This window comes from Halorubrum halophilum (assembly GCF_000739595.1).
GTDB classification, from domain to species: domain Archaea; phylum Halobacteriota; class Halobacteria; order Halobacteriales; family Haloferacaceae; genus Halorubrum; species Halorubrum halophilum.
In genome coordinates, this window is the sequence record NZ_BBJP01000022.1 from 47,757 (window position 1) to 71,646 (window position 23,890).

The following is a 23,890-nucleotide window of genomic DNA, read 5'->3' on the forward strand; positions in this document are numbered from 1 at the left end:
ATGCGTAGATGTGGCGTCGCTGATATCGAATCGGACTAATCAGAATTAACCAACAGAAGAGCTCTGTAATCACTATCGTTGGTTAATCAGTTGTCCACACCAATTTACCGACTGTGCTGTTGAGTAGAAATTTGGGCTAGACCAATCCTTGCTCGGTTCAGAACCATCTGGTGGCCTCCCACACAGTATGTTGAATATGGAACAAATTTATGCTGTAGTGCGCGTCAACTATGACCTAGATGCCACACGTGAGGAGGCACCGTTCGGTCATCGAACGAAATCTACCCGCGAATGCGCCGGATCTGAGTCGATCAGGTCGCCGTCATGCGATCAACACGACTCGGAATAGTTCGGTGAAGAAGCGGGCCGGGCGCGATTTGAACACGCGACCGACGGATTAAGAGTCCGTCGCTCTCCCTAACTGAGCTACCGGCCCTCACAGAGTTCTACCCGTGTCGACGTAAAAGGCCTTTTCATTCGGCGGCGAAAGAATTTGTGTCGATTGATCGAGAAACCGACGGATGAGAGCACGATATTTGCAACCGTCGCGGTCGTTTTCATGGGAAACCGTTATCAACTCCCGTTGTGTACCACGTGTCGTATGTCAGACAACCCAATCAGTGAACGTATCGACCGTCGGACGCTCCTCCGCGGGGCGGCAGCGGCCGGCGTCGTCGGCATTGCCGGCTGTTCGGACAACGGCGGCGACGGCGGAGACGGTTCCGACGGAAGTGACGGAAGCGACGGAAGCGACGGAAGCGACGGAATGGACGGCGACGACGGAAGCGATGGCTCCGACGGCGAAGACGGCGGCAGCGCCGACGTCATCCGCTGGCACGCCGGCGGCACGGGCGGGACCTACTTCCCGCTGTCCGGCGAGTTCGAGGGGATCATCGAGGACAACACCGACTACCCGGTTGAGGTCTCCTCGACGGGCGCGTCCGTCGAGAACGTCGGCAGCCTCGGTAACGGCGACGCCGACTTCGCGCTGATCCAGAACGACGTCGCCTACTTCGCCCGCAACGGCGAGGGGCTCGACGCGTTCGACGGTTCTCCGGTCGAGAACCTTCGCGGCGTCGCGACGCTGTACCCGGAGACGATTCACGTTCTCCTCAATCCCGAGGCCGACGTGAGTTCGCTGTCCGATCTCGAGGGCATGCGCGTCAACACCGGCGACCTCGGCAGCGGGACGCAGGTGAACGCGCTCCAGATCCTCGAGTCGGCCGCGGGTCTCACGACCGACGACTTCGAGGAGCAGAACACCGACTTCACGCAGGCGGCCAACCAGCTCCGCGACGGCGACGTCGATGCGGCGTTCGTCGTCGGCGGGTGGCCCGTCGGCGCGGTCGAGGAACTCGCGACGACCACGGACGTGCAGATCCTCAACATGTCCGACGAGGAGCGGCAGGCGGCCCGCGACGACGCCTCGTGGTTCGCTGACGACACGATCCCTGGCGGCACCTACGAGGGAATCGACGAGGACGTCAACACGGTCTCCGTGCAGGCGATGATCGCGACTCGGTCGGAGTACTCCGCCGACGCGGTCGAGTCGGTCACCGAGGCCATCTTCGAGAACGTCGATCAGCTGTCGATCAAGACGGACTTCATTAGCGTCGACTCCGCGCAGGACGGGATGTCGATCGAACTGCACGAGGGCGCGGCCCGCTACTTCGAGTAGCGTGACAGTCCGGTCACGACTCCCGTCGGGCCGACGCGGGACCGCCCTCGTCGCGGTCGCCCTCGTGGCGGTCCTCGCGGCCGCGACGGGGGCGGCGTTCGCCGTCGGCGCGGTCGACACCGTCGCCGGCGGCCCGACGCTGGTCGTGACCGACGAGCGCGGCACCGAGGTGGTGACGGCTCCGGTTTCCGACGAGACGGAGATCGTCATCGAGTACACGCACAGCGTCGAGAAGACGACCGTCCGCGACGTGTACGTTCCGAGGGACGGGGAGCTGGTCATGACTCGGATGGAGTTCAGCTCCTTCGGAGCGGGGCTCCCGTCGCAGGCGGACGTGACGGAGCGCGACGGCCGGTACGTCTATGAGCCCCCGTCCGAATCGTACACGACGTTGCATCTCAAGACGGGTCACGTCGCCGACCACGACTTGATCGTCGGCGACGAGCGGTACGACCTCGCGGGGATGAGCGACGGCGGCGCGGTCGAGCTGACGGTCGAGCGGCGGGTCGCGCCGAGGCTGTAGTCGCCGCCGTCGCGCCGCCGCCGCGGGGAGACGGGAACGAGACAGGGACACGAGAGGGTGACACAACTGTGACGACGAACACATCAGACGGGATGGAACCGGACGCAGATGGAACCGAAGCGGCCGACCAGGTATTCGAGGAGATCGACAACCGACGATCGCTGACGGGGATCGCGCTGGTTGCCGTCGCGCTCGTCGGGATCACGTTCTCGGCGTACCAGCTATGGCTCGGCGCTCGGGGGTTCGTCTTCGAGTTCGCGATTCCGGGTCTCACCACGGTTCGGCTCGGCGCGCTCTCCTCGCTACAGGTGCGCGCGATCCACGTCAACTTCGCGCTCGTGATGGCGTTCCTCCTGTTCCCTGGATCTGCTGGTAACGGGCCTATAACGGGAAGAATAGCCGATATCCCCTCGCTCGCACGAGACCGCCTCGGCGACTCGCCGGTGACACGAGCGGTCGAGGGAGTCCGCCGGGGGGTCTGGTGGCTCTTCGTCGACGAGGAGTCGACTCGGATCACGCCGTCCGATCTCGGGCTAGTTCTGCTGTCGACGTTCCCGACGGCCTACTACCTCACCCAGTACGACGAGATCACGGACATCATCCGCGTGCGAGGACTCAACGGCGCCGGGACGCTCGGCGAGGTCGTTCCGTGGCTCTCACTCGCGGAGGTCGGGTTCCTCGCCGACTACAGCCTCGCGTATCTGATGGGCGTGCTCGCGATCCTCCTCGTGCTGGAGGCCACGCGGCGGGCGCTCGGCCTGCTGCTCACGATACTCGTGAGCCTCTTCCTTCTGTACGCCAAGTACGGCTACCTCCTGCCGCGGGACGTGCCCGTCGCGCGGACGTTCGCCACCTCTCAGCTGCGATGGAACCAGATCGTCCAGAACCTCTGGTACACGGTCGAGGGGATTCTCGGTGTGCCGGTCGGCGTCTCCGTACGGTTCATCTACATCTTCATCCTCTTCGGGGCGTTCCTGGAGATGTCCGGCGCCGGCAAGTGGTTCATCGACCTCGCGTACTCGATCACGGGCACGCGGAAGGGCGGCCCGGCGAAGGCGAGCGTCGTCGCCTCCGGCTTCATGGGGATGCTCTCCGGCTCCTCGGTGGCGAACACGGTGACGACCGGGGCGCTGACGATTCCGCTGATGAAACGCTCCGGCTACTCACCAGAGTTCTCCGGTGCGGTGGAGTCGTCGGTCTCCTCCGGCGGGCAGATCCTCCCGCCGGTGATGGGCGCGGCCGCGTTCCTCATCGTTGAGTACACGGGGACCCCGTTCCGCGACGTGGTCATCGCCGCGACGCTGCCGGCCATCGCCTTCTTCTTCGGGATGTGGGTGATGGTCCACTTCGAGGCCGCCAAACACGGGATCGGCGGGCTGAGTCGGTCCGAGCTGCTCGATATGGGGCCGCACATGCGTCGCGGGTGGTTCTACCTCGTCCCGCTCGGGCTCCTCCTGTACTACCTCGTGATCGCCCGGCTCTCGGTGGGACGCGCCGGGTGGCTCACGATCATCGCGACGGTGGCGCTCATCGCGATGGTCGCCGCCTACAACGAGCGGACGGGACCGTACCTCGTCGGAAGCATCTTGGCCGGGTACGCGCTGTTCGCCGTCTCCTTGGCCTCACTCGGCGTGACACCGATCGAGTTGGCGTACGGCGCCGAGGCCTCGGAGTTCGGCGCGATGGGGGCACTCAGCGAGGCCGCCTCCTCGCTGCCGACGATCATCGCGGCGATCAGCGTCGTCTTCCTCCTCGCCGACCCGCGCGGGGACGCGCCGCTGCTCGACCTCGACGACGACGTGATCGACGCGGCGACGTGGTTCGACGATCGAACCGGCTTCGAGGTCGCGTCGTCGCGGGCCGGCCAGTTCGGGTCGTTCGTGCTGAAGGCGATGGACTCCGGCGCGAAGACCGCGACAATCGTGGTCGTCGCGGTCGCCGCCGCCGGGATCATCCCCGGCGTCATCGGAATCACCGGTCTCGGCGGCAGCCTCCGGGCGCTCATCATCAGCGTGAGCGGCGGGTCGCTCGTTCTCCTGCTGATCCTCGCCGGCCTCGCGGCCGTGATCGTCGGGATGGGGATGCCGACGACGGTGATGTACATCATCATCGTCGTGCTGCTCGGTCCCGTCCTCCCCGAGTTCGGGATCGCGATTCTGGCGGTCCACCTGTTCGTCCTCTACCTCGGGCTGATGGCGGACGTGACGCCGCCCGTGATGGTCGCCGCGTACGCCGCGGCCGGGATCGCGAAGTCCGACCCCTTCGACACCGGCAAGCAGGCGTTCCTGCTCTCGCTGAACAAGATTCTCGTTCCCTTCGCCTTCGTGTTCTCGCCGGGGATCCTGCTGCTCCGCACGACCGACGGCGAGGGGTCGATCTTGACCGGCGCCGATGTCTCCGACCTCGGCTTCTTCCTGCCGGAGGTCGTGGCGCCGATCCTCGCGGTGTTCGCCGGCGTGTACGCGCTCGGCGTCGCGATCATCGGCTACTACCACACCGACGTGCGGTCGGGATCGCGCGTCTCGCTCATCGTCGCCGCGGTACTGCTGTCGGTCCCCGGCATGGTGCTGTTGCCGGCGAGCGCCGCGTTCGGGCTCGTCGGCGTCGACGTCGCGCTACACACGATCACGAACGAGCTCGTCGCTCGGGGCGTCGGCGCCGCGCTGCTCGTGATCGGCCTCGTCCGCAACCGCCGGCGGGCAGGCGACGACGATTACGAGGAAGAGGAGTCGAACAGGCGCGGGCAGCGGGACTCCACGACGACGGCCACGCAGTAGGTCCCCATCCCCTCGCGCCGAGAGCGCACTCGTTAAGTGTCGTCCCGCGGAAATCACGGGCAATGAGTAGTGGGGCATCCGGATCGGCGCGAACGCGATACGCGATCCTCGGCTGTGGGAGCGTCGGGCACGCCGTCGCGGAGGACCTGACCGGCCGCGGCAAGGACGTGCTCATCCTCGACCGCGACGAGAGCCGGGTCGAGGCGCTCCGCGACCAGGACCTCAACGCCCGCGTGCAGGACATCGCCGACCCGGACGTGGTCGAGGCGCTCGACGACCGAGACATCGTGCTGATCCTCGCGAGCGACGTCGAGGCCAACAAGGCGGCCGTCTCGGCGGTGCGCGACACCGGGGGCGACCACTACGTCGTCGTCCGCGCCTCGGACCCCGTCAGCGAGGACGAGCTGCGCGAGCGCGGCGCCGACGTGGTAATCAACCCCTCGACGGTGATCGCCGACAGCGCGCTCCAGTCGCTGGAGACCGGCGAGCTGGAGTACATGGCGCGGCAGCTCGCGGAGATCATCGAGGGCGGGGACGGGCGGATGGCGATCCTGACCCACGACAACCCGGAGCCAGACTCCATCGCGTCGGCGACAGCGCTGCAGGCCATCGCCGGGGAGTTCGGCGTCGAGGCGGACATCCTCTACACCGGCGACGTGGGCCATCAGGAGAACCGGGCGTTCGTCAACCTCCTCGGGATCGACCTCGTGGCCCGCTCGGAGGCGCCCGACCTCTCGGAGTACGGGACGGTCGCCGCGGTCGACCTCGCGAAGTCGGCCGAGGACGGCTTCGACTTCGACGTCGACATCGACATCTACCTCGACCATCTGGAGGCTGAGGTCCCCTTCGACGCCCGCTTCGTCGACGTGCGGACCAACGTCTCCTCGACGTCGACGATCCTCACGAAGTACCTCCAGGAGTTCGACCAATCGCCGACGGAAGCGGTCGCGACCGCCCTCCTCTACGGGATCCGCGCCGAGACGCTCGACTTCAAGCGGGACACGACTCCCGCGGACCTGACGGCGGCCGCGTACCTCCACCCGTTCGCGAACCACGACACGCTCGAACAGGTGGAGTCGCCGTCGATGAGCCCCGAGACGCTGGACGTGCTCGCGGAGGCGATCCAGAACCGCGAGGTACAGGGGAGCCACCTCTTCTCGACGGCCGGGTTCATCCGTGATCGCGAGGCGCTCGCACAGGCGGCCCAACACCTCCTCAACCTGGAGGGGATCACGACGACCGCCGTCTTGGGGATCGCCGACGACACGATCTACCTCGCGGCGCGCTCGAAGGACATCCGGCTGAACATCGGCAACGTCCTCGACGAAGCGTTCTCAGAGATGGGCGACGCCGCCGGCCACTCGACGCAGGGCTCGCTGGAGATCCCGCTCGGTATCTTCACCGGAATCGAGTCGAGCGGCGACAACCGCGACACGCTGCTCAACCTCACCGAGGAGGCGGTCCGCCGGAAGCTGTTCGACGCGCTCGGCGTCGAGGGCGGCGGCGAGAGCGGGAACGGGTCCTGAGCCGCGGTCGGGCGTTCCGGAGGCGCTCTTAGAACGCCCGGTCGAACTCCCCGAAGGACTCTATGCCCTGATCGTCGAGAGCGGTATCGCCGCGTGGTTCGCGACCGGGTCGAAAAGCGAAGACTGAGACGGTTCGCCCGCGGTCACTCAACGATAACGGCGCCGCGCTGTCCGATAGCGCGGTGTGGGTGACAGGAGTACCGAAAGATACCGGTCTCGGTGAACGTCTCTTCGAAGTGGACGCCGGGCTCGACGTGAATAGCCTCGTCGCCGAAGTCGGCGTCCTCGAAGACGACGTTGTGGCCGCCTCCGCGCCCGGTCCACGACCACCGGACCGTCGTCCCGGCCGAGACCTTCACTGCCTGAGGGTCGAACGCGAAGTGGCCCTCGGCCCCCTCCGCGCCGGTGGCGACCTCGACGAGGTCGGCGTCCGTCCGATCCGCGATGGTTCCGTCGTATCCGTTCGTCCCGGCGAGCCACTCGTCGACGGTCGGGTATCCGCTTGACGGCGCGGTTTCGACCACGACGACGCCTTTCATTCCCGCGTCGGCGTGCGGTTCGCTGACGTATCTGTGCGTCCCTTCCGCTTCGAACGTGTACTCGAACGTCTCTCCCGCCTCCGAGACCGGCTGACCGCTGTCGAAGGTCTCGTCGATCGCCGCGACGTTGTACTCGGTGTTGTTTCCGATCCACTCCCACGTCACCGTCGTGTCGGGCGCGATCTTGATCGCGGGCGGCGAGAACGACTTCGTGTTCGACATGCCGAGGTACACGGTCGGAGGGTCGTCGTACCGGAGATCGAGAACCTGCTGTGTCTGTGGATCGTTCGCCGTCGCGAGCCACGCGTCCAGTGACTCCCGGTCGCCACTTTCGCCCGTAGAGGGCGTCGAACTGGTCGTGTACGTCTGAAGGCCGTTGAACCCGGCTAGGGAGCCGAGTCCGAGAGCCACGCCTGCTCCGAGGAACGTGCGTCGATTGCTGGAGGGCATATCCGGGCGAACGTTGACGCGGACGGAAATACAAACTGTGGGGCAATTCCCATATGTTTAAAATCGGTCCGACAGGATGCGGACGTTGCTTGTCCCGGAGTCCAGTCTGAAGAGAGTCAGTGGAGCCTCGATCTCACGTGCGGAACGACCGGTACCGACGTGAATCGGGATCTCGCGTCATTCGTCGAGATGTCACCGACGAGAACCCCACTCGATCTGACCGTCGCATTCATTTTACCCGTCGCGACCGTAATCGCGGTACGCACGCAGCGAGTTCATCCCATGTACGTCCCCGACGACCCCCCGGAGACCTGTCCCGCCTGCGGCGACCCCTACGCTTCGGTGTCGCGCCACGACGACGGGTTCGTCGTCAACCTCCTCGACAACGAGCGGTACCGGCGGGTGTGTTTCCACCCGGTCGATCCCGAGGCCGACGCGGACGCCGCGTTCGACTGCTTCCATCACACGCACCGACAGACCGGGAGCTCCGCGGCGGAGTAACACGTCGAAAAATCGGAGCTAGTTCTCGCGGCCGGCGACCGAGCGCTAGAAGCCGTCGCCCTCGGTGATCGAGGTGTATGACCCGATCAGCGCGCCGGTGAGATCCACGTTCTCCAGCGTGACGCCCTCGTCGATGACGGAGTTTCCGATCTTCGAGTCCGTGATCGTCGCGTCCGGGAAGACGACCGAGCGTTCGAGCGTCGAGTCGGTGACGGTCGCGCCCGACATGACGTGGACCACGTCGCCGAGGTCGGAGTTCTCGACGGTCGCGTCGTCGGCGACGAGCGTGCCGCCCTCCAGGGCGTACTCGACCGCGTCGAGGTAGCTGTCGGCGGTGCCGATGTCGAACCACGCGCCGTCGAAGGTGTACGCGTGGACGGCGCCGCGCTCCTGAAGCCACTGGAGGAACCAGCCCGGCTCGTCGGGGTTGTTCCCGTCTTCAAGGTACGTCGAGAGGTCCGGCAGCGTCTCGGCCGGGAACGCGTAACACGCGATGGAGACGAGCGTCGACTTGGGGTCGTCGGGCTTCTCCTGGAAGTTGACGACCTCGTCGCCGTCGAGTTCGACGAGGCCGTACGACTTGGCGCGCTCGCGGTCCTCCACGTCGTAGGCGGCCAGCGTCGGCGTCCCCTTCGATTCGAAGAAATCGGCGAAGTCGCCCAGATCGAAGCTGATCATGTTGTCGCCGGCGACGACGATGAGGTCGTCGTCGACGCCCTCGCGCTCAACCAGCTGGGCGAGCGCGCCGACGACGCCGAACTTCTCGTCTTCTTCCACAGTCTCCTCGACCGAGAGGGTGGGCTTCTCGAACGGGCTGTCGGCGAGGTAGTCGGCGAACGCGTCGGCGAAGCGCTCGTTCGTCGAGACGAACACCTCGTCGACGCGGTCGTCGGCCTCCAAGTCCTCGAAGATTTCGTCGATGACGGTGTTCTCGCCGACCGGGAGGAACATCTTCGGTCGGGTCTCGGTGATCGGCCAGAGCCTGGTCGCGTAACCCCCAGCGAGTACGACGGCTTTCATAAGACACCCGTCTCACTCCGGTGTGATACCTTTTATGCTCGTGTCAACGCCAAGAAACAGATAGAGAGTTGTCTTCGCAGAGCGAACGTCGATCGCGACTCCGCCGCCGTGTCGCCGACTACTCACTCAGTCGGTCGGTGTCGATGTTCACGCTCGGCGGCGTGACCACGAGGAACCCGCGGAAGTGCATCAGCTCGCCGCCCATGTCTTTGACCTCGCGCGCGAACCCCGCGGCGAGTTCGTTGAGGTCGCCGTCGACGGACAACACGAGGGTGTTGCCGTAGTCGACGCTGCGGACCCACTCGTCGGGATCGGTCGTCCCGTCGAGGACGCCGAGGACGACGTCGCCGGCGGCCGAGAACGCCTCGTCCATCTGCTCTTCGGCGTCGCGCAGGTCGAGGTCCCAGTCGCTCATACCACAGGGTTGCGAGGCGGCGGCAAAAACGTTCGGACGCGAAACGCCGGTCCCCGATCGCGGAGTCGTTAAGTGCTCGCCGACCCCAGCGGACGTATGGAACGCACGCGGCGGTCCCTGCTCGCGGGCGCGGCGTCGGTCGGCGTCGTCGGCGCGGCGGGATGTCTCGGTGGCGGCGCAGGAGGCGGAGGCGGCGAAAGTGACGCCGGCGGGAACACGCTCGACACGGGCGAGTACGACTGCGACCTCTCCGAGCCGTCGGACCCGGACCTCGACTTCCGGCCCGTCATCGGCGACCCGGAGGCCGAGGTCGTCGTGCAGGCGTTCGAGGACTTCACCTGCGGTCACTGCGCCACCTACAAGCTGGACCACTTCCCGACGATCCGCGAGGAGTACATCGACCCCGGCGAGGTGCGCTACGAGCACTGGGACTTCCCGATTCCCGTCAACGAGACGTGGGCGGTCCCCGTCGCCAGCGCGGCCCGCGGGGTCGGCGCGCGGCAGGGCGCCGAGGCGTTCTTCTCGTTCGCCTCGGCGGCGTTCGAGTCTCAGGGGAACTACAGCGGAGAGGCGATCGGCGCCGCCGCGGAGGCCGCCGGCGCGGACCCCTGCGCCGCCATCGCCGACGCGGAGTTCGCGGCGTACGAGGAGGCGTCGATGAACGACCGGAGCGAGGGCGAATCGATGGGCGTCTCGGGGACGCCGACGATCTTCGTAGACGGCGAGGCGGTCGAGGACTACCGGGCGGAGACGATCGCGACGGCGATCGACGACGTCCTGTAGGTCCGGTTCCGCGGCTCTCCTCTCACGTGTTCCCGAGCGTCGGCCTTTTGAGCGTTCGGCACGTTTTATAAGTAGATGACGGAGGACGACCGCGGCGACCGGCGGCGGCTGGGCGCCGTCGTGCTCGCCGTGTTGATCTCGCAGGTGCTCCTCTACCCGGGGGTTCCGGATCTGGTGGTCGCGCTCGGGGCACCCGCCGGGATCGACGCCGGGATGTGGTTCCTCGTCGCGGAGTTCGGCGCGTTCGTGACCTTCGCGGTCGTCTGGGGCGCCGCGAGCGACGCGCTCGGACGGCGGGCGCCCCTGATCGTCGCCGGCGCGTTCGGGGGCGCGGCCTCGTACGTCGCGCTCGCCGCGGTCCCCGAGTTCGGGTTCGGCTTCCGGGCGGCGCTCGCGGTCCGGGTCGTCGGCGGCGCGCTCACCATCGGCGCCTTCTCGCTGGCGATCACCTCGCTGATGGACCTTCGGGGCGGCAACGGGCGCAACATGGGGACCGCCGGGGTCGCCATCGGGCTCGGCGCGGCGGTCGGCTCGGTCGTGGGCGGGGCGCTCGCCGAGCTGAACGCCTTTTACCCCGTCTACGCCGGCGCCGCGGTGCTCGCGGGGGCGGGAGTACTCGCGGCCACCGTCGACGACCGGGTCGTCGCCGATCGGTCGAACGCCCCGAGCGGGGGCGATTCGGACAGCGACGTGGGATTCCGCGACGTGCTCGCCCGGGCGCGGACGACCCGCGGACTCCTCGTTCCGCTCGCGTTCGGCTTCGTCGACCGGCTCACGGCCGGCTTCTTCGCGCTCGTCGGCGTCTACTACTTCCAGGACCCGGAGACGTTCGGCCTCTCGGCGGGGGCCGCGGGGGCGACGCTCGCGCTCTTCTTCGTCCCCTTCGCGGTGCTGCAGGCCCCGTTCGGCTCGCTGTCGGACCGGGTGGGGCGCTTCCTCCCCGTCGTGCTCGGGTCGGTCGCGTACGGGATCGTCACGATCGGCGTCGGCGTGGCGCCGGTATACCCTCTCGCGGCCGCGCTCATGGTGCTCGTCGGGGTCTGCGGCGCGTTGATGGCGCCGGCGACGATGGCGCTCGTCACGGACCTCGTCGAGCCGGAGGCCCGCGGCGCGGCGATGGGGCTGTTCAACGTGTTCGGCTCGCTCGGGTTCCTCGCCGGCTTCCTCATCGGGGGAACCGCCACCGACCAGTTCGGCTACACCCCCGCGTTCCTCGCGGTCGGCGGGCTCGAACTCGCCATCGCGCTGGCGCTGTTCCCGGCCGTGAAGGCGATCGCGCCGGGCGGCGGGCTCCTCGGGCTCGGCGGCGAAACCGGGGGGTCGCCGTCGGAGTGACTCCCTCCGACGCGGCTCCGAGCGGCCCGAGAGGTAGCCGTGCGCCCGCCCGAGTCGAGCCCTTTTAAGGCGCTCGTCCCCACCGTACGGACGACAGATGGACATCCTCGTGGTGGGCGCGGGCGAGATCGGCCGCTGGATCGCCGACACCGTGTCGGCCGACGAGTCGCCGATCGACGCGACCGTGGCGTTTGCGGACCGCGACCCGGACGTCGCCGCCGACGCGGCCGCCGGACGCGACGCGGAGGCGGTCCCGGTCGACGGCGACACGGCCCACGACGCGGTGTGTCTCGCGGTGCCGATGTCGGCCGTTCCCGCCGCCGTCGAGGCGTACGCCCCGCGCGCGGAGCGGGCGATCCTCGACGTTTCCGGAGAGATGACCGACGCGGTCGCGGCGATGCGCGAGCACACCCCGGGCCGCGAGCGCGCGAGCTACCACCCGCTGTTCGCGCCGCCGCGCGTCCCCGGCAACGTCGCCGCGGTCGTCGACGAGGGCGGCCCGGTGATCGAGGGGATCTCGGCCGCGATCGAGGCCGGCGGCAACGAGGTCTTCGAGACGACGCCCGCGGAGCACGACGAGGCGATGGAGACGGTGCAGGCCGGCGCGCACGCGGCCGTACTCGCGTGGCGGCTCGCGGGCGACGACGTGCGCGAGGAGTTCCACACGCCGGTCTCGGCCGCGCTCGACGAGGTTGCCGACACCGTGACCGAGGGGTCGCCCGCGGTGTACGCCGAGATCCAGCGCGCCTTCGACGGCGCCGACGACGTGGCCGCGGCGGCCCGCGAGATCGCCGACGCCGACTCGGAGGCGTTCGCCAACCTGTACGAGGCGGCCCGGGGCGACCGCGAAAGCCGCGAGCGACACGAGTGAGCCGATCGACCACGCCAGTGATTTCATGATAGACAGAGCAGCCGTCCGGAACAACGCCAACTACCTGCGCAACGTCAGACCGATCGACCCCGAAGAGATCGCGGAGTACATCGAGGGGGGCGCTCACCCCGCCGTCGTCCGCGAGACGCTCCGCGAGGAGGCGTTCGACCTTCGGCTCCGCGAGCGCGAGGACGGCGCCTTCGAGCCCGTCCCCGAGGAGCCCGTCTCCGACCCCCGCTGGGCGCCGACGGCGTTCCCGGAGGCGTACTCGTTTGCCCTCGAAGACCTGCTGGTTCGGGAGTTCGGCGCGAACTGGCACCGCGGGGACTCCGGCGACGAGCTGCGGGAGGCGGTGCGCCGGCTGAAGGACGACTACCTCTACGGGAACGACGTGGCGTACGACCGGGTCGCGGCGCTCGGGTACGCGATCTACCACCTGCCGGCCTACTACGCGACGGTCGGCTACGTCCTCGACGACCTCGTCGAGAACGGGCTGCTCGACCGGACCCTCCGCGTCCTCGACGTGGGCGCGGGCGTCGGCGGCCCCGCGCTCGGCCTCCACGACTACCTCCCCGACGACGCCGTCGTCGACTATCACGCCGTCGAACCGAGCGCGGCCGCCGACGTGCTCGATCACATGCTTGACGAGACGGGACGGAACTTCCGGCCGACGATCCACGAGGAGACGGCGGAGACCTTTTTCGGACTCGACGGGGGGGCGACGGGGAGCGGTGATGACGGAGGCGCGGCCCCCGACGCGTTCGATCTGGTCGTGTTCGGGAACGTCCTCTCGGAGCTCGAAGACCCGGTCGCGGTCGCCGACGCGGCCCTCAACCGACTCGCGGACGACGGGAGCGTCGCCGCGTTCGCGCCCGCCGACCGCAACACCGCCATGGGGCTCCGCGAGGTGGAGCGGGCGGTCGCGACCCCCGAGAGCGGCGTCGACACGTACTCGCCGACCCTCCGACTCTGGCCGAACGCGACCCCCTCGGACGGCGGGTGGTCCTTCGACGTGGCCGGCGACCTCGAGGTCCCGCCGTTTCAGCGTCGCCTCGACGAGGCGGCCGAGCGCGGCTCCGGAGACGAGCCCGGCGAGTTCGTCAACGTCGACGTGCAGTTCGCGTACGCGATCCTCCGCTCGGACGGGAAGCGGCGAGTCGACGTGCGGGCCAGCGACGGTCGCTGCGCGCGCATGGCCGACTCGGAGGCACACGTCACCGACCGCGTGAACTTCCTCGCCGTGAAGCTGAGCCACGACCTCAGCGACGGCGACAATGCCCTCTACCGCGTCGGCGACGGCTCGCAGACGGTGGATCACTACCTCGTCTGCACGCGGGAGACAGTGCTCAACGACGATCTCCGGACGGCCGACTACGGCTCAGTGGTCTTCGTCGAGAACGGGCTCGTGCTCTGGAACGACGACGAGGGGGCGTACAACGTGGTCGTCGACGACGAGACGGTCGTCGATCTCGTCGCGCCCTGAGCGGGCCGCGGTCTCCGCCCGTTGAGGGGCGAGAGAACGTTCTCACGGGCGGCTCTTCACGGTCAGCCCGTTCCCTCCGACCTCGTCGCGGACGACGAAGTAGAGCGCCCAGACCACCACGCCGCCGAGAAGGGCCGCGACCGTCCACGCGAGCACGTGGCGGCTGTTCCGATCCACCGCGTCCAGATAGATGATCAGAGACGCAAGCACCAGCGGGACGGCCACCACCGTAGCGAGGAAGAGGACGATGAACAGTTCCACGCCGCCGGGAACGCCGACTTGGAGGGGGAGGGGCATCAATCATCGTTTATCTAACATGAATATAAAGATTACTACAAACGGACACGTTGAGGACAGTCACCCGACCGGTTCGATCAGTTCCGGTGCGTCGACGCCGGGGGAGTTCACGCGCGTCGAGACCGGATGGGCCGTCATCTCGTCGGCCGGGCGCGGATCGAGCAACGCGGCGGCCTCGTCGGGGGCGCCACGGAGCCACGTCTCCTCCTCGTCTGGATCGAGGATCACCGCCATCCGGTGGTGGAGATCGGCGACGAGGTCGTTCGGCTCGGTCGTGACGATCGTGAACGTCTCTACGGGCCCACCGCCGTCGTCTGAATCGCCGCCTTCCTCCGCTCCGCCACCGAACGCCCCGAGCCCCGTCTGCGTCGTCTCGGGTTCCGGCGGCTCCCACCGCTCGTAGAGCCCGGCCATCGCGAACGGGCGGTCGTCCTCGAAGGCGACGCGGTAGGGGGTCTTGCCGCCCGATCTCCCGTCCTCCTCGACCCACTCGTAGAACCCGTCCGCGGGGACAAGACACCGCCAGCGCTCGAAAGCGTCGGCGAAGCTCCGCTTCTCTCGGACCGTCTCCGCGCGGGCGTTGATGAGGTCGAACGACTCGTCGGCCCACGAGGGAGTGAGCCCCCACTCCATCCGCGTCGCGGCGCTCGGGTCCTCATCGGCGATCACCGGGAGGTCTTGGCCGGGCGCGCAGTTGTAGCTGGGCTCGACGCCCGCGAAGTCGGCGTCGAACCGGGCTTCGAGGTCGGCGGCGGGGGTGAAGAGGGTGTAGCGGCCGCACATGCGTATCCGTTCTTTCCGCCTGCGGCAACATAAATCGCGCCGCCGCCTCCCGTCGGGTTTTTGCCCGCGCGCCGCCGCGATCCGGTATGCGCATCGAGAACAGCTTCATCCCGGTCGAGGGAGTCGGCGAGACGACGGAGCGCCGACTCTGGCGCGACGGCGTCACCACGTGGGAGACGTTCGACCCCGCGGTCGACGTGCCGGGCGTCGGCCCGACCACCGCAGACCGGATCGAGTCGTTCATCGCCGAGGCGCTGACGCGCCTCGACGACGGCGATTCCGCCTACTTCGACCGAACCTTCCCGAGCGGGGAGCGCTGGCGGCTCTACGAGAACTTCCGCGAGGAGACCTGCTTCTTCGACATCGAGACGACCGGCCTCGACGAGCATCGCAATCAGGTGACGACGGTGAGTTTCCATCAAGACGGCGAGACGACGACGCTCGTCGCCGGCGAGGATCTCACCGCGGAGCGCCTCCGGGAGCGGTTCGCCGACGCCAGCCTGCTCGCGACGTTCAACGGCGCGCGGTTCGACGTGCCCTTTTTAGAGACCTCCTTCGACATCGAGATCGACACGCCCCATCTCGATCTCATGTACCCCTGCAAGCGGATCGGGCTCTCCGGCGGGCTGAAGCCGATCGAGAAAGAGATCGGCATCGAGCGCGACCGCCCGGACATCTCGGGGCGGGACGCCGTCCGGCTTTGGCGCGAGTACGAGCGCGGCGACGACGACGCGCTCGAGACGCTGGTCTCGTACAACCGCGAGGACACGGAGAACCTCCGGACCCTCGCGGACGTCGTCACCGAGACGCTCCACGAGGACGTGTTCGTCGGCGCGAGCGTCGAGGGGTAGTCTCCGCAGACAGAGCGGCGAGCGATTTTGGGAGTAGGTATTGCAGATCGGTGGTGGTAACGTGGTATTTAAAAGCAAATGAGCGACGGCGACGGTCGCTTATAAAGAACGGTACGGTGGCGTGCGCCTGCGAGCGCCCGAAGGGCGCGAGCAGCCCGCACGAGGGAGTCAGTCGCCGGAGCGAAGCGGAGGCGACTGACGAGGCTGGGGAGGCGTGAGGTGCTGTGCGGTTGCGGGTGGGTGGGACTCAAAGCGCCCGCCTCGCCGGCTGGGGCTTTGGGGGTGTTCCCCGCAGCACCATCAACCACTTATGAACAGCCGACAGCAACTCCACTCGATCGCTTATAAACGACTTCAGCTACGTCGCTTCAGCGTCGGCGTCAAGTTCCTCGGGCTCTGGCTCATCCATATCTGAACCCTTCGCCGCCGAGTCCTCGGGATCGGACTCATCGGCAGAACTCTCACCGTCGGACTCGGCCTCCTCGCCGGTCGCGTCGCGTCCGTCGGCTGCGTCGTCCCCGTCGGGTTCGGTCACCGTTTCCGAGTCCGACGTATCGTCGTCCGTGAGGTCGTCACCGTCAGACGCTTCGTCACCGTCGGACTCCGCGTCATCAGCGTCCGTCTCGTCGCTCTCGGCCTCTCCCTCCCCGTCTCCACCTTCGTCGCCGCCGGTCTCCTGAACGAGCTTCATCTCGCCGCGGGCGCGGAGGGTGCCGTCGATCTCGGCGCCGTCGTGAACGACGAGGTCGCCGGCGGAGACGTCACCGAGGACCCGCGCGCCGGCCTCGACCGTGACGGTTCCGCCCCGAGTGGTGACGTCGCCGTGGATGACTGTGCCGGCGCCGACCGTGATCTCCTCGCGGGCGCGGAGGGAGCCGAACACCTCGTTGCGCTCGCCGACGCGGATCGACTCCGCGCGGAGGTTGCCGTGGAGCCGGCAGTCGTCGCCGACGGTCGCGGGCGTCGAGACGCGCCACGCGTCGTCGGAGATCTCGGCGCCGCGCGGGATCAGGAGGGGATCGCGCACCTCCTCGCCGTCAGCGAGCGCCTCCGCGAGGTTATCTGCCGCGTCGGTCTCGCCGAGCCGCAGGAGCTGGGAGAGGACGATGAAGTAGAAGACGAGCGTGGGGACGGGGTTCCGGATGACGATCCAGCCGTTCGCCTCGAACCCCTCCTCGATCGTCACGTCGTCGCCGATATCGAGGTCGCCGGAGACCATCAGCCGGCCGGTGACGGTCACGCGCTCGCCGAGGTACGCGTCCTCGCCGACGAGGACGTTGCCGTCGACGGAACACCACGTGTCGAGCCGGCAGTCGCCCTCGGCCTCGATGTCGTTCTCGACGCTCACGCGCTCGCCGAGGGCGACGTTGCGCCCGCGGAGCCCGAACTCCACGGTCGACTGGCCGCCCACGAGCACGTCGCCGTCGACGACGAGATCGTGCTCTTCGACGGTCGTCCCGGACGGGACAGTAAGCTCCTCTATCGGACCGCCTCCCCTCAGCGACACACCTGGAACACTCTCTCCGCCCGTATAAACCGTATGGGGTCGTCCGACGCTCGTCGGACGGCGAGGATCGATCCGTCTCGACTCTGTGTGCGACCCGTTGTCGAAGCGTCGCGGTGTCACTACCCTTTTGAAGCCGGCGCTGAAGGGATATACATGGGATTCGGATCGTACGACGAGAGCGAGCAGAAGGATCAGGACGTGGACACCGACGACGACAGCGCCGTGAACGTCCACGAGAACGACCACGACGGCGAGGTCTCCATCGAGGGCGGCGCGTCGACCGACGACCTCGTCGGGCGGCTCTCGGAGATGAAAGACGACGAAGACGACGAGTAGATCGCGGGGTTACCGACCACGGAACCGCTGCTTTTCCGGTTGGTGCGACCGTGTCACGCCCCTTTTATCCGGTCGAAACCAACCGACTTCCATGAGTACCGACCTGACGTTCACCGACGACGGCGTCGACGTCGTCTACGAGGGCACCGAGTTTGAACTCGACAAGGACTTGATCGAGGAGGCGACCGGGAAGGGCTACCGCGACGTCACCGACCACGAGGTGTTGCAGATCGTCGCCGAGGAGCCCGATCTCGACGGCGAACCGGTGCGGATCGGCGACGTGCTGTAAGCGGTCGCGGCGGTCGTAGCGGTCCGGACAACCTGACCGATAACTAATCCGGGTGATTTGCGATTCGATGCCGATGCGGTACGATTTTACGATCCGACTAGGTTGAGGGAGTATGAGTCCGAGCGACGCCGTCTCCGCGCTCGTTGGTTCGAAGCTCAGGATCGCGCTCCTCGGGGTGCTCGTCCTCGGTGGAGCCGTCGGCGGGGCGTTCACCCTCGGAATTCTCGGCGTGCCGAGCGTCGCCGCCGTCGACAACACCTTCGGAAATGTGACCAACGAGACCACGGAGATCGAGACGGATCTGGTCGTCTCCAACCCGAATCCCGTCGGGATCGGTCTCGACGGCGTCTCGGTGAACTACACGGTCTCGATGAACGACATCGAGATAGCGCAGGGCGGCCGGGAGGGCGTACGCGTCGGCACCGGGAACTCCACAGTGGATCTGGAAACGCACCTGCGGAACGAGGAGATCCCTCCGTGGTGGGTGAGCCACGTCCGCAACGGCGAGCGGACGGCCCTGGACATCGAGGCGACCGCGACCTCGGATCGACTCGGCCGGGGCGTCGACTTCTCGCAACGCCGCGAGATCGAGACGGATCTTCTCGGCGCCTTCAATTCCGACGAGACGCGACCGGTGAACGCCGACAGCCCCCTCATGAGCGATCCCGTGCTCTACGTCAACGAGACGCGGGGCGAGTGGGGGACCGTCAGCGAATCGGAGACGCCGATCGAGATGGCGTTTACCGTGTACAACCCGAACATCGAGCCGTACGCGGTCACGGAGATCGGCTACGACATCACCATGAACGGGGTGGAAATGGGTTCGGGCCAGACCGAGGAGGGGTACGTGATCCCCTCGCACAGCACCGAGACGGTCGAGTTCACGACGGCGCTCCAGAACCGCCACCTCGACGACTGGTGGGTCACCCACCTCGACGAGGACGTCCGCGGGCATCAGGTGACGGGCCTTCGAATCGAGTTCTACGCCGTGATCGAGTTCCCGGGGGGCGAAGAGGTCACCGTCCCGCTTGACGACCTCACCTACGAGGAGACGATCGAGACCGACATCTTCGGCGAGGGCGACGACGTGCGGGACGGAAGCGACTCGTCCGGCTCCGAGGACGGGTCCAATTCCGAGGACGGCAGGAGTGAGACCGACGGCGGTACGTCTGATGACGGTAACACGACCGATGGCGAAAACGGAACCGACAGCGACGGTGGCACCTCCGAAAACGAGACCGACGACGGGTCGGGAGACGGAACGGAGAACGAAACCGACGACGGGGACGATGACGGCGGCGTGCTCCCCTTATAACGACTTGTAGGCGATTACGTTCGCATTCGGGCTGTCGGTCCGGATTCTGACCCGACCGGCGAGTTCTTCCACCCTCAGCCAGTTCTAAAGGAGTCGGACACAGATCGCCGGCACTAACCGGGACTATTCGAGGACTGGTATTCGGAGACGTTCGCACCGCTCAGCGGTTAGAAACCGAGATAGTGGGGCCGGAGGGATTTGAACCCCCGATCGACTGATATCTCCGGTGCGCCTCGGAACTCCAGAGGGTCGTCAACACGACCGATGATCAGTCGGCCGCTCGGTATATCAGTCTGGAGTGTCGTCCCGGGCGCAAGCCTCTGGAGTCAGTCGCCATGCCTGGCTTGGCCACAGCCCCGCGCTATCTCGTTAACGCTGCTTACCGAAACGCGGATAAAGGGGTTTCGATCGCGAGCGATCGGGCGACGGGACGGCCGAGCGGGGCGGGACGAGGCAGGGCGAAGACGGCGACGCCGCAAGCTTACTCGTCCCGGTCGTCGGCGCTCCAGTCGCACTCCTGGCATTTGTAGCCCGTGACGAATTCGGTGACGCTCGGCATGTAGCCGACGGTGATGACGTCGCCGCCGCACTCCGGGCAGTCGCGGTCGGCGTCCGCGATCGATTCGGCTTCGAGGATCGACTCGCCCTCGACCAGCTCCGCGAGCTTCTCGGGCGTCACCATCCGCCCCTGCACGACGCGATTGGACATACCCGCCGTACAGCGCCGAGCACCTAAACCCCGGCGACACGCCGGGGGAGAGAACGAGTCCGTCCGACCGCGTTCCCTAGTCTCCCGGCTCAACCGGCGCCTACAGCCACGGCGCCCGAGAGTCGTCGTCCGCGAAGGGGTCCGTGCCGTCCCCGTCGTCGCTCGCGGTCGAGGGATCGCCGCCGTTGGCGAGCACCGCCACGTCGTCGTCGACGATGGGGCCGGGAGCGGTCGGGGCGTCGAGCGGCGGTTCGGACTGCTCCACGTCGCTCTCGTCGTCCCCGGCGCCATCGACATCGCTCGTGCCGTCGGCGTCGTCCCCGGCGCCAGCGTCGGGGTCGTCACCGTCGTCGCCGACGCCGTCGCCCGCGGGGCCGTCCGCCGGTCCGGCGTTCGGATCGTAAGCGAACAGGGTCGTCACGCCGAGCACCGCCAGCGCGATGGGGGCCTCAGTCTGCATGAGGTCGAAGGGGCCGAGCAGGATCGGTAACGCGAGCACGCCCAGCGCGACGGCCGAGCCGAACCGGAACCGGTCGATGTCCACGCGCCCGCGGAGGTGCGGCGACAGCAGCGCGATCGACAGCGCGAACGCGACGCCGACGCCGGCCGCGGCGGCACCGTTGAGCACGTACTCTGGAGAGGCCCGAATGGCGAACCCCGACGGCTCGAAGCTGGCGACGAGCCCGAGCGAGATGATGACGCCGGGGCTCGGCAGGTACTCGCCGATCTCCGAGCTCGCGGTCTTGGCGGCGATCGTGAGGATCACCAGGCCGGCGAAGCGCTCGAAGACGGGGAGATTCAGGAACCCCCTGAACGTGGGTGCGAAGGCGGCCTCAAGCGCGGCGAGCGGGATGACGATCGCGCCGATCAGCAGCACGGATCCGGCCATCTGTCGGCGGCTGCCGTCCATCTCCGCGAGGATCACCGCGGCGGTCGCGGAGCCGCCGAAGATGAGAATGCCCGTCTCGATCACGCCCGTCGCGGTCGTCAGGACGCCGGCGACGACTAAGGCGGGGAAGATCCCGTCGATGAGCGGCAGCACCATCACCGTCGCGAGCAGCTTCGTCGCGCTCCCGACTCGCTGCTCCAACCGGAGGGCGATCGGGTGACGAGAGGTGCTCATTCAGGGACGATGCCCCTGACCGACGGGTACATGGTGGGAAGCGGACGACCCGCGATAGCCGAGGGCCCGGCGTACGGAGTCGAATCCGCGAGTGGCCCGACGAGCCCATGTAAAGCGTTTGCGCGAATTGCCGGCTGTAAAGCGGGCGCCGAGATTGAGAATCGGCTGGCCGGCGATGCGCGCGTTCACGGGACTGTCGGAGTCCATACCTCATATACGTGTTTTGGTTGCGTTAAAGGTTGTGTGAGGTGTGCCCGCACGGAACGAGAGATCGCTGCAGAATATTTATATATGGTTCGTAGATGTGACGACGCAATCCGGATACGAGCAACAATTCATCGGCCTCCGTCGCCCTCGACGCCAGATCCGTGTACGGTCTTCTTCTCGTCGGACCGAGGGGACACGAACGATACCGATCCGAGTGTAGTGCACAAGTATGCATATTACGTGAATCTGGATGACAACGACGTACACGTCCGTGCTGACTCGCAACGCTTTTTATCGGCGACTCACGACGGTTTATATGGCGACAGACTCCGGTCGATTCTCGGCGAAACTCGACGTCCCGGAAGCGCTGACGTTCGACGACGTGCTCTTAAAGCCCAAGGAGAGCCGCGTCGAGCCCGACGACGCGGACCTCTCCGCGCGCGTCTCGAAGAACGTCGAACTCACCGTCCCGGTTCTCTCGGCGGCGATGGACACCGTCACCGAGAGCGACCTCGCGATCGCGATGGCCCGCGAGGGCGGGCTCGGCGTCCTCCACCGCAACATGACCGTCGAGGAGACGGCCGCGGAGGTCGAGCGCGTCAAGCGTGCGCACGAGCTGGTCATCCGGCGCGAGAACGTCGTGACCGTCTCGCCCGACGACACGGTCCGCGAGGCCGACGCCGTGATGGAGCGGCAGGGCGTCTCCGGCGCCCCGGTCGTCGACGGGGACGACACGGTCTTGGGGATCATCTCGGGCACCGACATCCGTCCCTACCTCGAGGTCGGCGAGGACGACGCCGTCAGCGAGGCGATGACCGATGAGGTCATCACGGCTCCCGAAGACGTCGACGCCCGCGAGGCGCTGGAGCTGATGTACGACCACAAGATCGAGCGCGTCCCGATCGTCGACGACGCCGACGGGCTGGTTGGGCTCGTCACAATGCAGGGAATCCTCCAGCGCCGCGAGCACGAGGAGGCCGCCCGCGACGAGGACGGGCGCCTGCTCGCCGGCGTCGCGGTCGGTCCCTTCGAGGAGGAGCGAGCGATCGCGGCCGACGAGGCCGACATCGACGTGATCTTCATCGACTGCGCGCACGCCCACAACCTCAACGTGCTCGACTCGGCGCGGGCGATCAAAGAGACCGTCGACGCCGACGTGGTCGTCGGCAACGTCGGCACGCGCGAGGCCGCCGAGGCCGCCGTCGACTTCGCGGACGGGCTGAAGGTCGGTATCGGTCCGGGCTCGATCTGCACCACCCGCGTCGTGAGTGGCGCGGGGATGCCCCAGATGACCGCCGTCTCGCAGGTGGCCGACGTGGCCGCCGAACACGGCGTCCCGGTGATCGCCGACGGCGGAATTCGCTACTCCGGCGACGCGATCAAGGCGCTCGCCGCGGGCGCGAGCGCGGTCATGCTCGGGTCGTACTTCGCCGGCACCGACGAGGCGCCTGGCCGCGTCATCACGATGCAGGGGAAGAAGTACAAGCAGTACCGCGGCATGGGCTCGGTCGGCGCGATGAAGTCCGGCGGCGGCGACCGCTACCTCAAGGAGGAGGACGAGGACGAGGAGTTCGTCCCCGAAGGCGTCGAGGCGGCGACCCCGTACAAGGGGAGCCTCGCCTCCGAGCTCCACCAGCTCACGGGCGGCATCTGCTCCGGCATGGGGTACGTCGGCGCCGGGACCGTCCCCGAGCTCCACGAGCGCGCCGAGTTTGTCCGCGTCTCCAGCGCCGGTCAGACGGAGGGCCACCCGCACGACGTGATGATCACCGACGAGGCGCCCAACTACAGCCCGAACGAGTGACGCGGCGACGGCGCGGGTTCGCGAGTTCGACTTGACCCCACGGCGGATTCGAACCGATCCGGAACCGGTGACGTGGACCCGAAGAGGTATTTTAATATAGTCCGCGGAGAGACGAAACGTGTGAGCGAACACGTCGTCGCTCCGAGAATCCATGAGTGAGCAACCGCCGCTGGTCCTCGTGGTGGAGGACGAACCAGACCTGGCCGACCTGTACGCCGCGTGGCTCGGCGACGAGTATCGCGTCCGGACCGCGTACGGCGGCCAGGAGGCGTTAGACGAGATCGACGAGGCCGACGACGAGGTCGACGCGATACTTCTGGACCGACGGATGCCCGGGCTCTCCGGAGACGAGGTTCTCTCTGCCGTCCGGGAGCGCGGCATCGACTGCCGCGTCGCGATGGTCACCGCCGTCGAACCCGACTTCGACATCCTGAGCATGGGCTTCGACGACTACCTCGTGAAGCCGGTCACCAGCGACACCCTCCGCGAGACGGTCGAGGGGCTGCTCCGCCGCGGCGAGTACGACACAGAGATGCAGGAGCTGTTCTCGTTGACCTCGAAGAAGGCGATGCTGGAGACCGAGAAGAGCGCCACCGAGCTCGCGGACCACGAGGAGTACCAGCGGCTCACCGACCGGATCGAAGCGCTCCGGTCGCGGGCCGATCAATCGCTGGAGGCGGTGACCGAGGACGACGACGACGACTTCGAAAAGCTGTTTCAGGAGTTCGACACCGACGCCGACGAGTGACTACCGCCGTCGACGCGTGA

The 23,890-nt window shown here is 67.5% G+C and carries 22 protein-coding genes, 2 tRNA genes and 1 pseudogene; 15 read left to right on the top strand and 10 right to left on the bottom strand.

Annotated elements, in window-relative coordinates; translation table 11 throughout:
- Positions 1–362 precede the first annotated feature (362 nt).
- Positions 363–436: transfer RNA gene (locus ACP96_RS07435), tRNA-Lys, on the bottom strand.
- A gap of 165 nt (positions 437–601) precedes the next feature.
- Between ACP96_RS07435 and ACP96_RS07440 the strand changes: the two genes are divergently transcribed.
- From ACP96_RS07440 to ACP96_RS07455, 4 genes are all read left to right on the top strand, one after another.
- The gene (locus ACP96_RS07440; RefSeq protein WP_050032857.1) at positions 602–1,678 is read left to right on the top strand and encodes a TAXI family TRAP transporter solute-binding subunit; all 1,077 of its coding nucleotides are present in this window, start codon (positions 602–604) and stop codon (positions 1,676–1,678) included.
- 1 nt (position 1,679) lies between these two features.
- Entirely contained in the window at positions 1,680–2,201 is a 522-nt protein-coding gene (locus ACP96_RS07445; RefSeq protein WP_154020428.1) for a DUF1850 domain-containing protein, read from the top strand.
- A gap of 68 nt (positions 2,202–2,269) precedes the next feature.
- The gene (locus tag ACP96_RS07450; protein WP_050032858.1) at positions 2,270–4,978 is read left to right on the top strand and encodes a TRAP transporter permease; all 2,709 of its coding nucleotides are present in this window, start codon (positions 2,270–2,272) and stop codon (positions 4,976–4,978) included.
- A gap of 62 nt (positions 4,979–5,040) precedes the next feature.
- Positions 5,041–6,504, top strand: coding sequence for a DHH family phosphoesterase (locus ACP96_RS07455; RefSeq protein ID WP_050032859.1), 1,464 nt, complete (start codon positions 5,041–5,043; stop codon positions 6,502–6,504).
- 143 nt (positions 6,505–6,647) lie between these two features.
- On the opposite strand, the gene ACP96_RS07460 is transcribed toward ACP96_RS07455, so the two are convergent.
- Entirely contained in the window at positions 6,648–7,493 is an 846-nt protein-coding gene (locus ACP96_RS07460; protein ID WP_202593924.1) for a halocyanin domain-containing protein, read from the bottom strand.
- Positions 7,494–7,775: 282 nt separating this feature from the next.
- Here ACP96_RS07460 and ACP96_RS07465 point away from each other — a divergent pair, with 282 nt between their 5' ends.
- Positions 7,776–7,994, top strand: a complete 219-nt coding sequence (locus tag ACP96_RS07465) for a hypothetical protein (protein ID WP_050032860.1) — start codon at positions 7,776–7,778, stop codon at positions 7,992–7,994.
- A gap of 45 nt (positions 7,995–8,039) precedes the next feature.
- Here ACP96_RS07465 and ACP96_RS07470 read toward each other — a convergent pair whose 3' ends face one another.
- Together ACP96_RS07470 and ACP96_RS07475 are read right to left on the bottom strand one after the other, a co-directional pair.
- On the bottom strand, positions 8,040–9,014 hold the full coding sequence (locus ACP96_RS07470; RefSeq protein WP_050032861.1) for a sugar phosphate nucleotidyltransferase: 975 nt from the start codon (positions 9,012–9,014) through the stop codon (positions 8,040–8,042).
- 121 nt (positions 9,015–9,135) lie between these two features.
- Positions 9,136–9,429: pseudogene (locus tag ACP96_RS07475) on the bottom strand (DUF5779 family protein); the annotation flags it as partial.
- Positions 9,430–9,525: 96 nt separating this feature from the next.
- On the opposite strand from ACP96_RS07475, the gene ACP96_RS07480 reads away from it, so the two are divergent.
- The 4 genes from ACP96_RS07480 to ACP96_RS07495 all read left to right on the top strand — a co-directional run bounded on the left by ACP96_RS07480 (position 9,526) and on the right by ACP96_RS07495 (position 13,901).
- Complete coding sequence (locus ACP96_RS07480; protein WP_050032862.1) at positions 9,526–10,212, top strand: thioredoxin domain-containing protein; 687 nt, start codon at positions 9,526–9,528, stop codon at positions 10,210–10,212.
- Between the two features lie 75 nt (positions 10,213–10,287).
- Entirely contained in the window at positions 10,288–11,547 is a 1,260-nt protein-coding gene (locus ACP96_RS07485; RefSeq protein ID WP_050032863.1) for an MFS transporter, read from the top strand.
- Between the two features lie 97 nt (positions 11,548–11,644).
- Positions 11,645–12,418, top strand: a complete 774-nt coding sequence (locus ACP96_RS07490) for a prephenate dehydrogenase/arogenate dehydrogenase family protein (RefSeq protein ID WP_050032864.1) — start codon at positions 11,645–11,647, stop codon at positions 12,416–12,418.
- 25 nt (positions 12,419–12,443) lie between these two features.
- Complete coding sequence (locus tag ACP96_RS07495; RefSeq protein WP_050032865.1) at positions 12,444–13,901, top strand: small ribosomal subunit Rsm22 family protein; 1,458 nt, start codon at positions 12,444–12,446, stop codon at positions 13,899–13,901.
- Between the two features lie 42 nt (positions 13,902–13,943).
- Here ACP96_RS07495 and ACP96_RS07500 read toward each other — a convergent pair whose 3' ends face one another.
- Positions 13,944–14,198 (bottom strand): hypothetical protein, encoded by a 255-nt coding sequence (locus tag ACP96_RS07500; RefSeq protein WP_050032866.1) that lies wholly within the window; start codon positions 14,196–14,198, stop codon positions 13,944–13,946.
- Positions 14,199–14,258: 60 nt separating this feature from the next.
- Positions 14,259–14,981: an SOS response-associated peptidase gene (locus ACP96_RS07505; protein WP_050032867.1), complete on the bottom strand. Its 723-nt coding sequence runs from the start codon at positions 14,979–14,981 to the stop codon at positions 14,259–14,261.
- A gap of 86 nt (positions 14,982–15,067) precedes the next feature.
- Between ACP96_RS07505 and ACP96_RS07510 the strand changes: the two genes are divergently transcribed.
- On the top strand, positions 15,068–15,832 hold the full coding sequence (locus tag ACP96_RS07510) for a ribonuclease H-like domain-containing protein (RefSeq protein WP_050032868.1): 765 nt from the start codon (positions 15,068–15,070) through the stop codon (positions 15,830–15,832).
- A 358-nt stretch (positions 15,833–16,190) separates the two neighbouring features.
- On the opposite strand, the gene ACP96_RS07515 is transcribed toward ACP96_RS07510, so the two are convergent.
- The gene (locus ACP96_RS07515) at positions 16,191–17,339 is read right to left on the bottom strand and encodes a polymer-forming cytoskeletal protein (RefSeq protein ID WP_050032869.1); all 1,149 of its coding nucleotides are present in this window, start codon (positions 17,337–17,339) and stop codon (positions 16,191–16,193) included.
- Positions 17,340–17,492: 153 nt separating this feature from the next.
- On the opposite strand from ACP96_RS07515, the gene ACP96_RS07520 reads away from it, so the two are divergent.
- The 3 genes from ACP96_RS07520 to ACP96_RS07530 all read left to right on the top strand — a co-directional run bounded on the left by ACP96_RS07520 (position 17,493) and on the right by ACP96_RS07530 (position 19,279).
- Positions 17,493–17,675: a DUF5786 family protein gene (locus ACP96_RS07520; RefSeq protein ID WP_050026968.1), complete on the top strand. Its 183-nt coding sequence runs from the start codon at positions 17,493–17,495 to the stop codon at positions 17,673–17,675.
- A 91-nt stretch (positions 17,676–17,766) separates the two neighbouring features.
- The gene (locus ACP96_RS07525; RefSeq protein ID WP_050026971.1) at positions 17,767–17,964 is read left to right on the top strand and encodes a DUF5800 family protein; all 198 of its coding nucleotides are present in this window, start codon (positions 17,767–17,769) and stop codon (positions 17,962–17,964) included.
- A gap of 112 nt (positions 17,965–18,076) precedes the next feature.
- A complete protein-coding gene (locus tag ACP96_RS07530) occupies positions 18,077–19,279 on the top strand; it encodes an LEA type 2 family protein (protein ID WP_050032870.1) in 1,203 nt (400 codons plus the stop codon).
- Positions 19,280–19,462: 183 nt separating this feature from the next.
- On the opposite strand, the gene ACP96_RS07535 is transcribed toward ACP96_RS07530, so the two are convergent.
- From ACP96_RS07535 to ACP96_RS07545, 3 genes are all read right to left on the bottom strand, one after another.
- Positions 19,463–19,637 (bottom strand) — tRNA-Trp (locus ACP96_RS07535).
- A gap of 123 nt (positions 19,638–19,760) precedes the next feature.
- Positions 19,761–19,988, bottom strand: a complete 228-nt coding sequence (locus ACP96_RS07540) for a DUF5795 family protein (protein ID WP_050024053.1) — start codon at positions 19,986–19,988, stop codon at positions 19,761–19,763.
- Between the two features lie 100 nt (positions 19,989–20,088).
- A complete protein-coding gene (locus tag ACP96_RS07545; protein ID WP_050024051.1) occupies positions 20,089–21,111 on the bottom strand; it encodes a DUF5794 domain-containing protein in 1,023 nt (340 codons plus the stop codon).
- A gap of 523 nt (positions 21,112–21,634) precedes the next feature.
- On the opposite strand from ACP96_RS07545, the gene guaB reads away from it, so the two are divergent.
- Both guaB and ACP96_RS07555 read left to right on the top strand, forming a co-directional pair.
- Complete coding sequence (guaB, locus tag ACP96_RS07550) at positions 21,635–23,122, top strand: IMP dehydrogenase (protein ID WP_050032871.1); 1,488 nt, start codon at positions 21,635–21,637, stop codon at positions 23,120–23,122.
- A 151-nt stretch (positions 23,123–23,273) separates the two neighbouring features.
- Positions 23,274–23,870, top strand: coding sequence for a HalX domain-containing protein (locus ACP96_RS07555; protein WP_050024049.1), 597 nt, complete (start codon positions 23,274–23,276; stop codon positions 23,868–23,870).
- Positions 23,871–23,890: the final 20 nt, after the last annotated feature.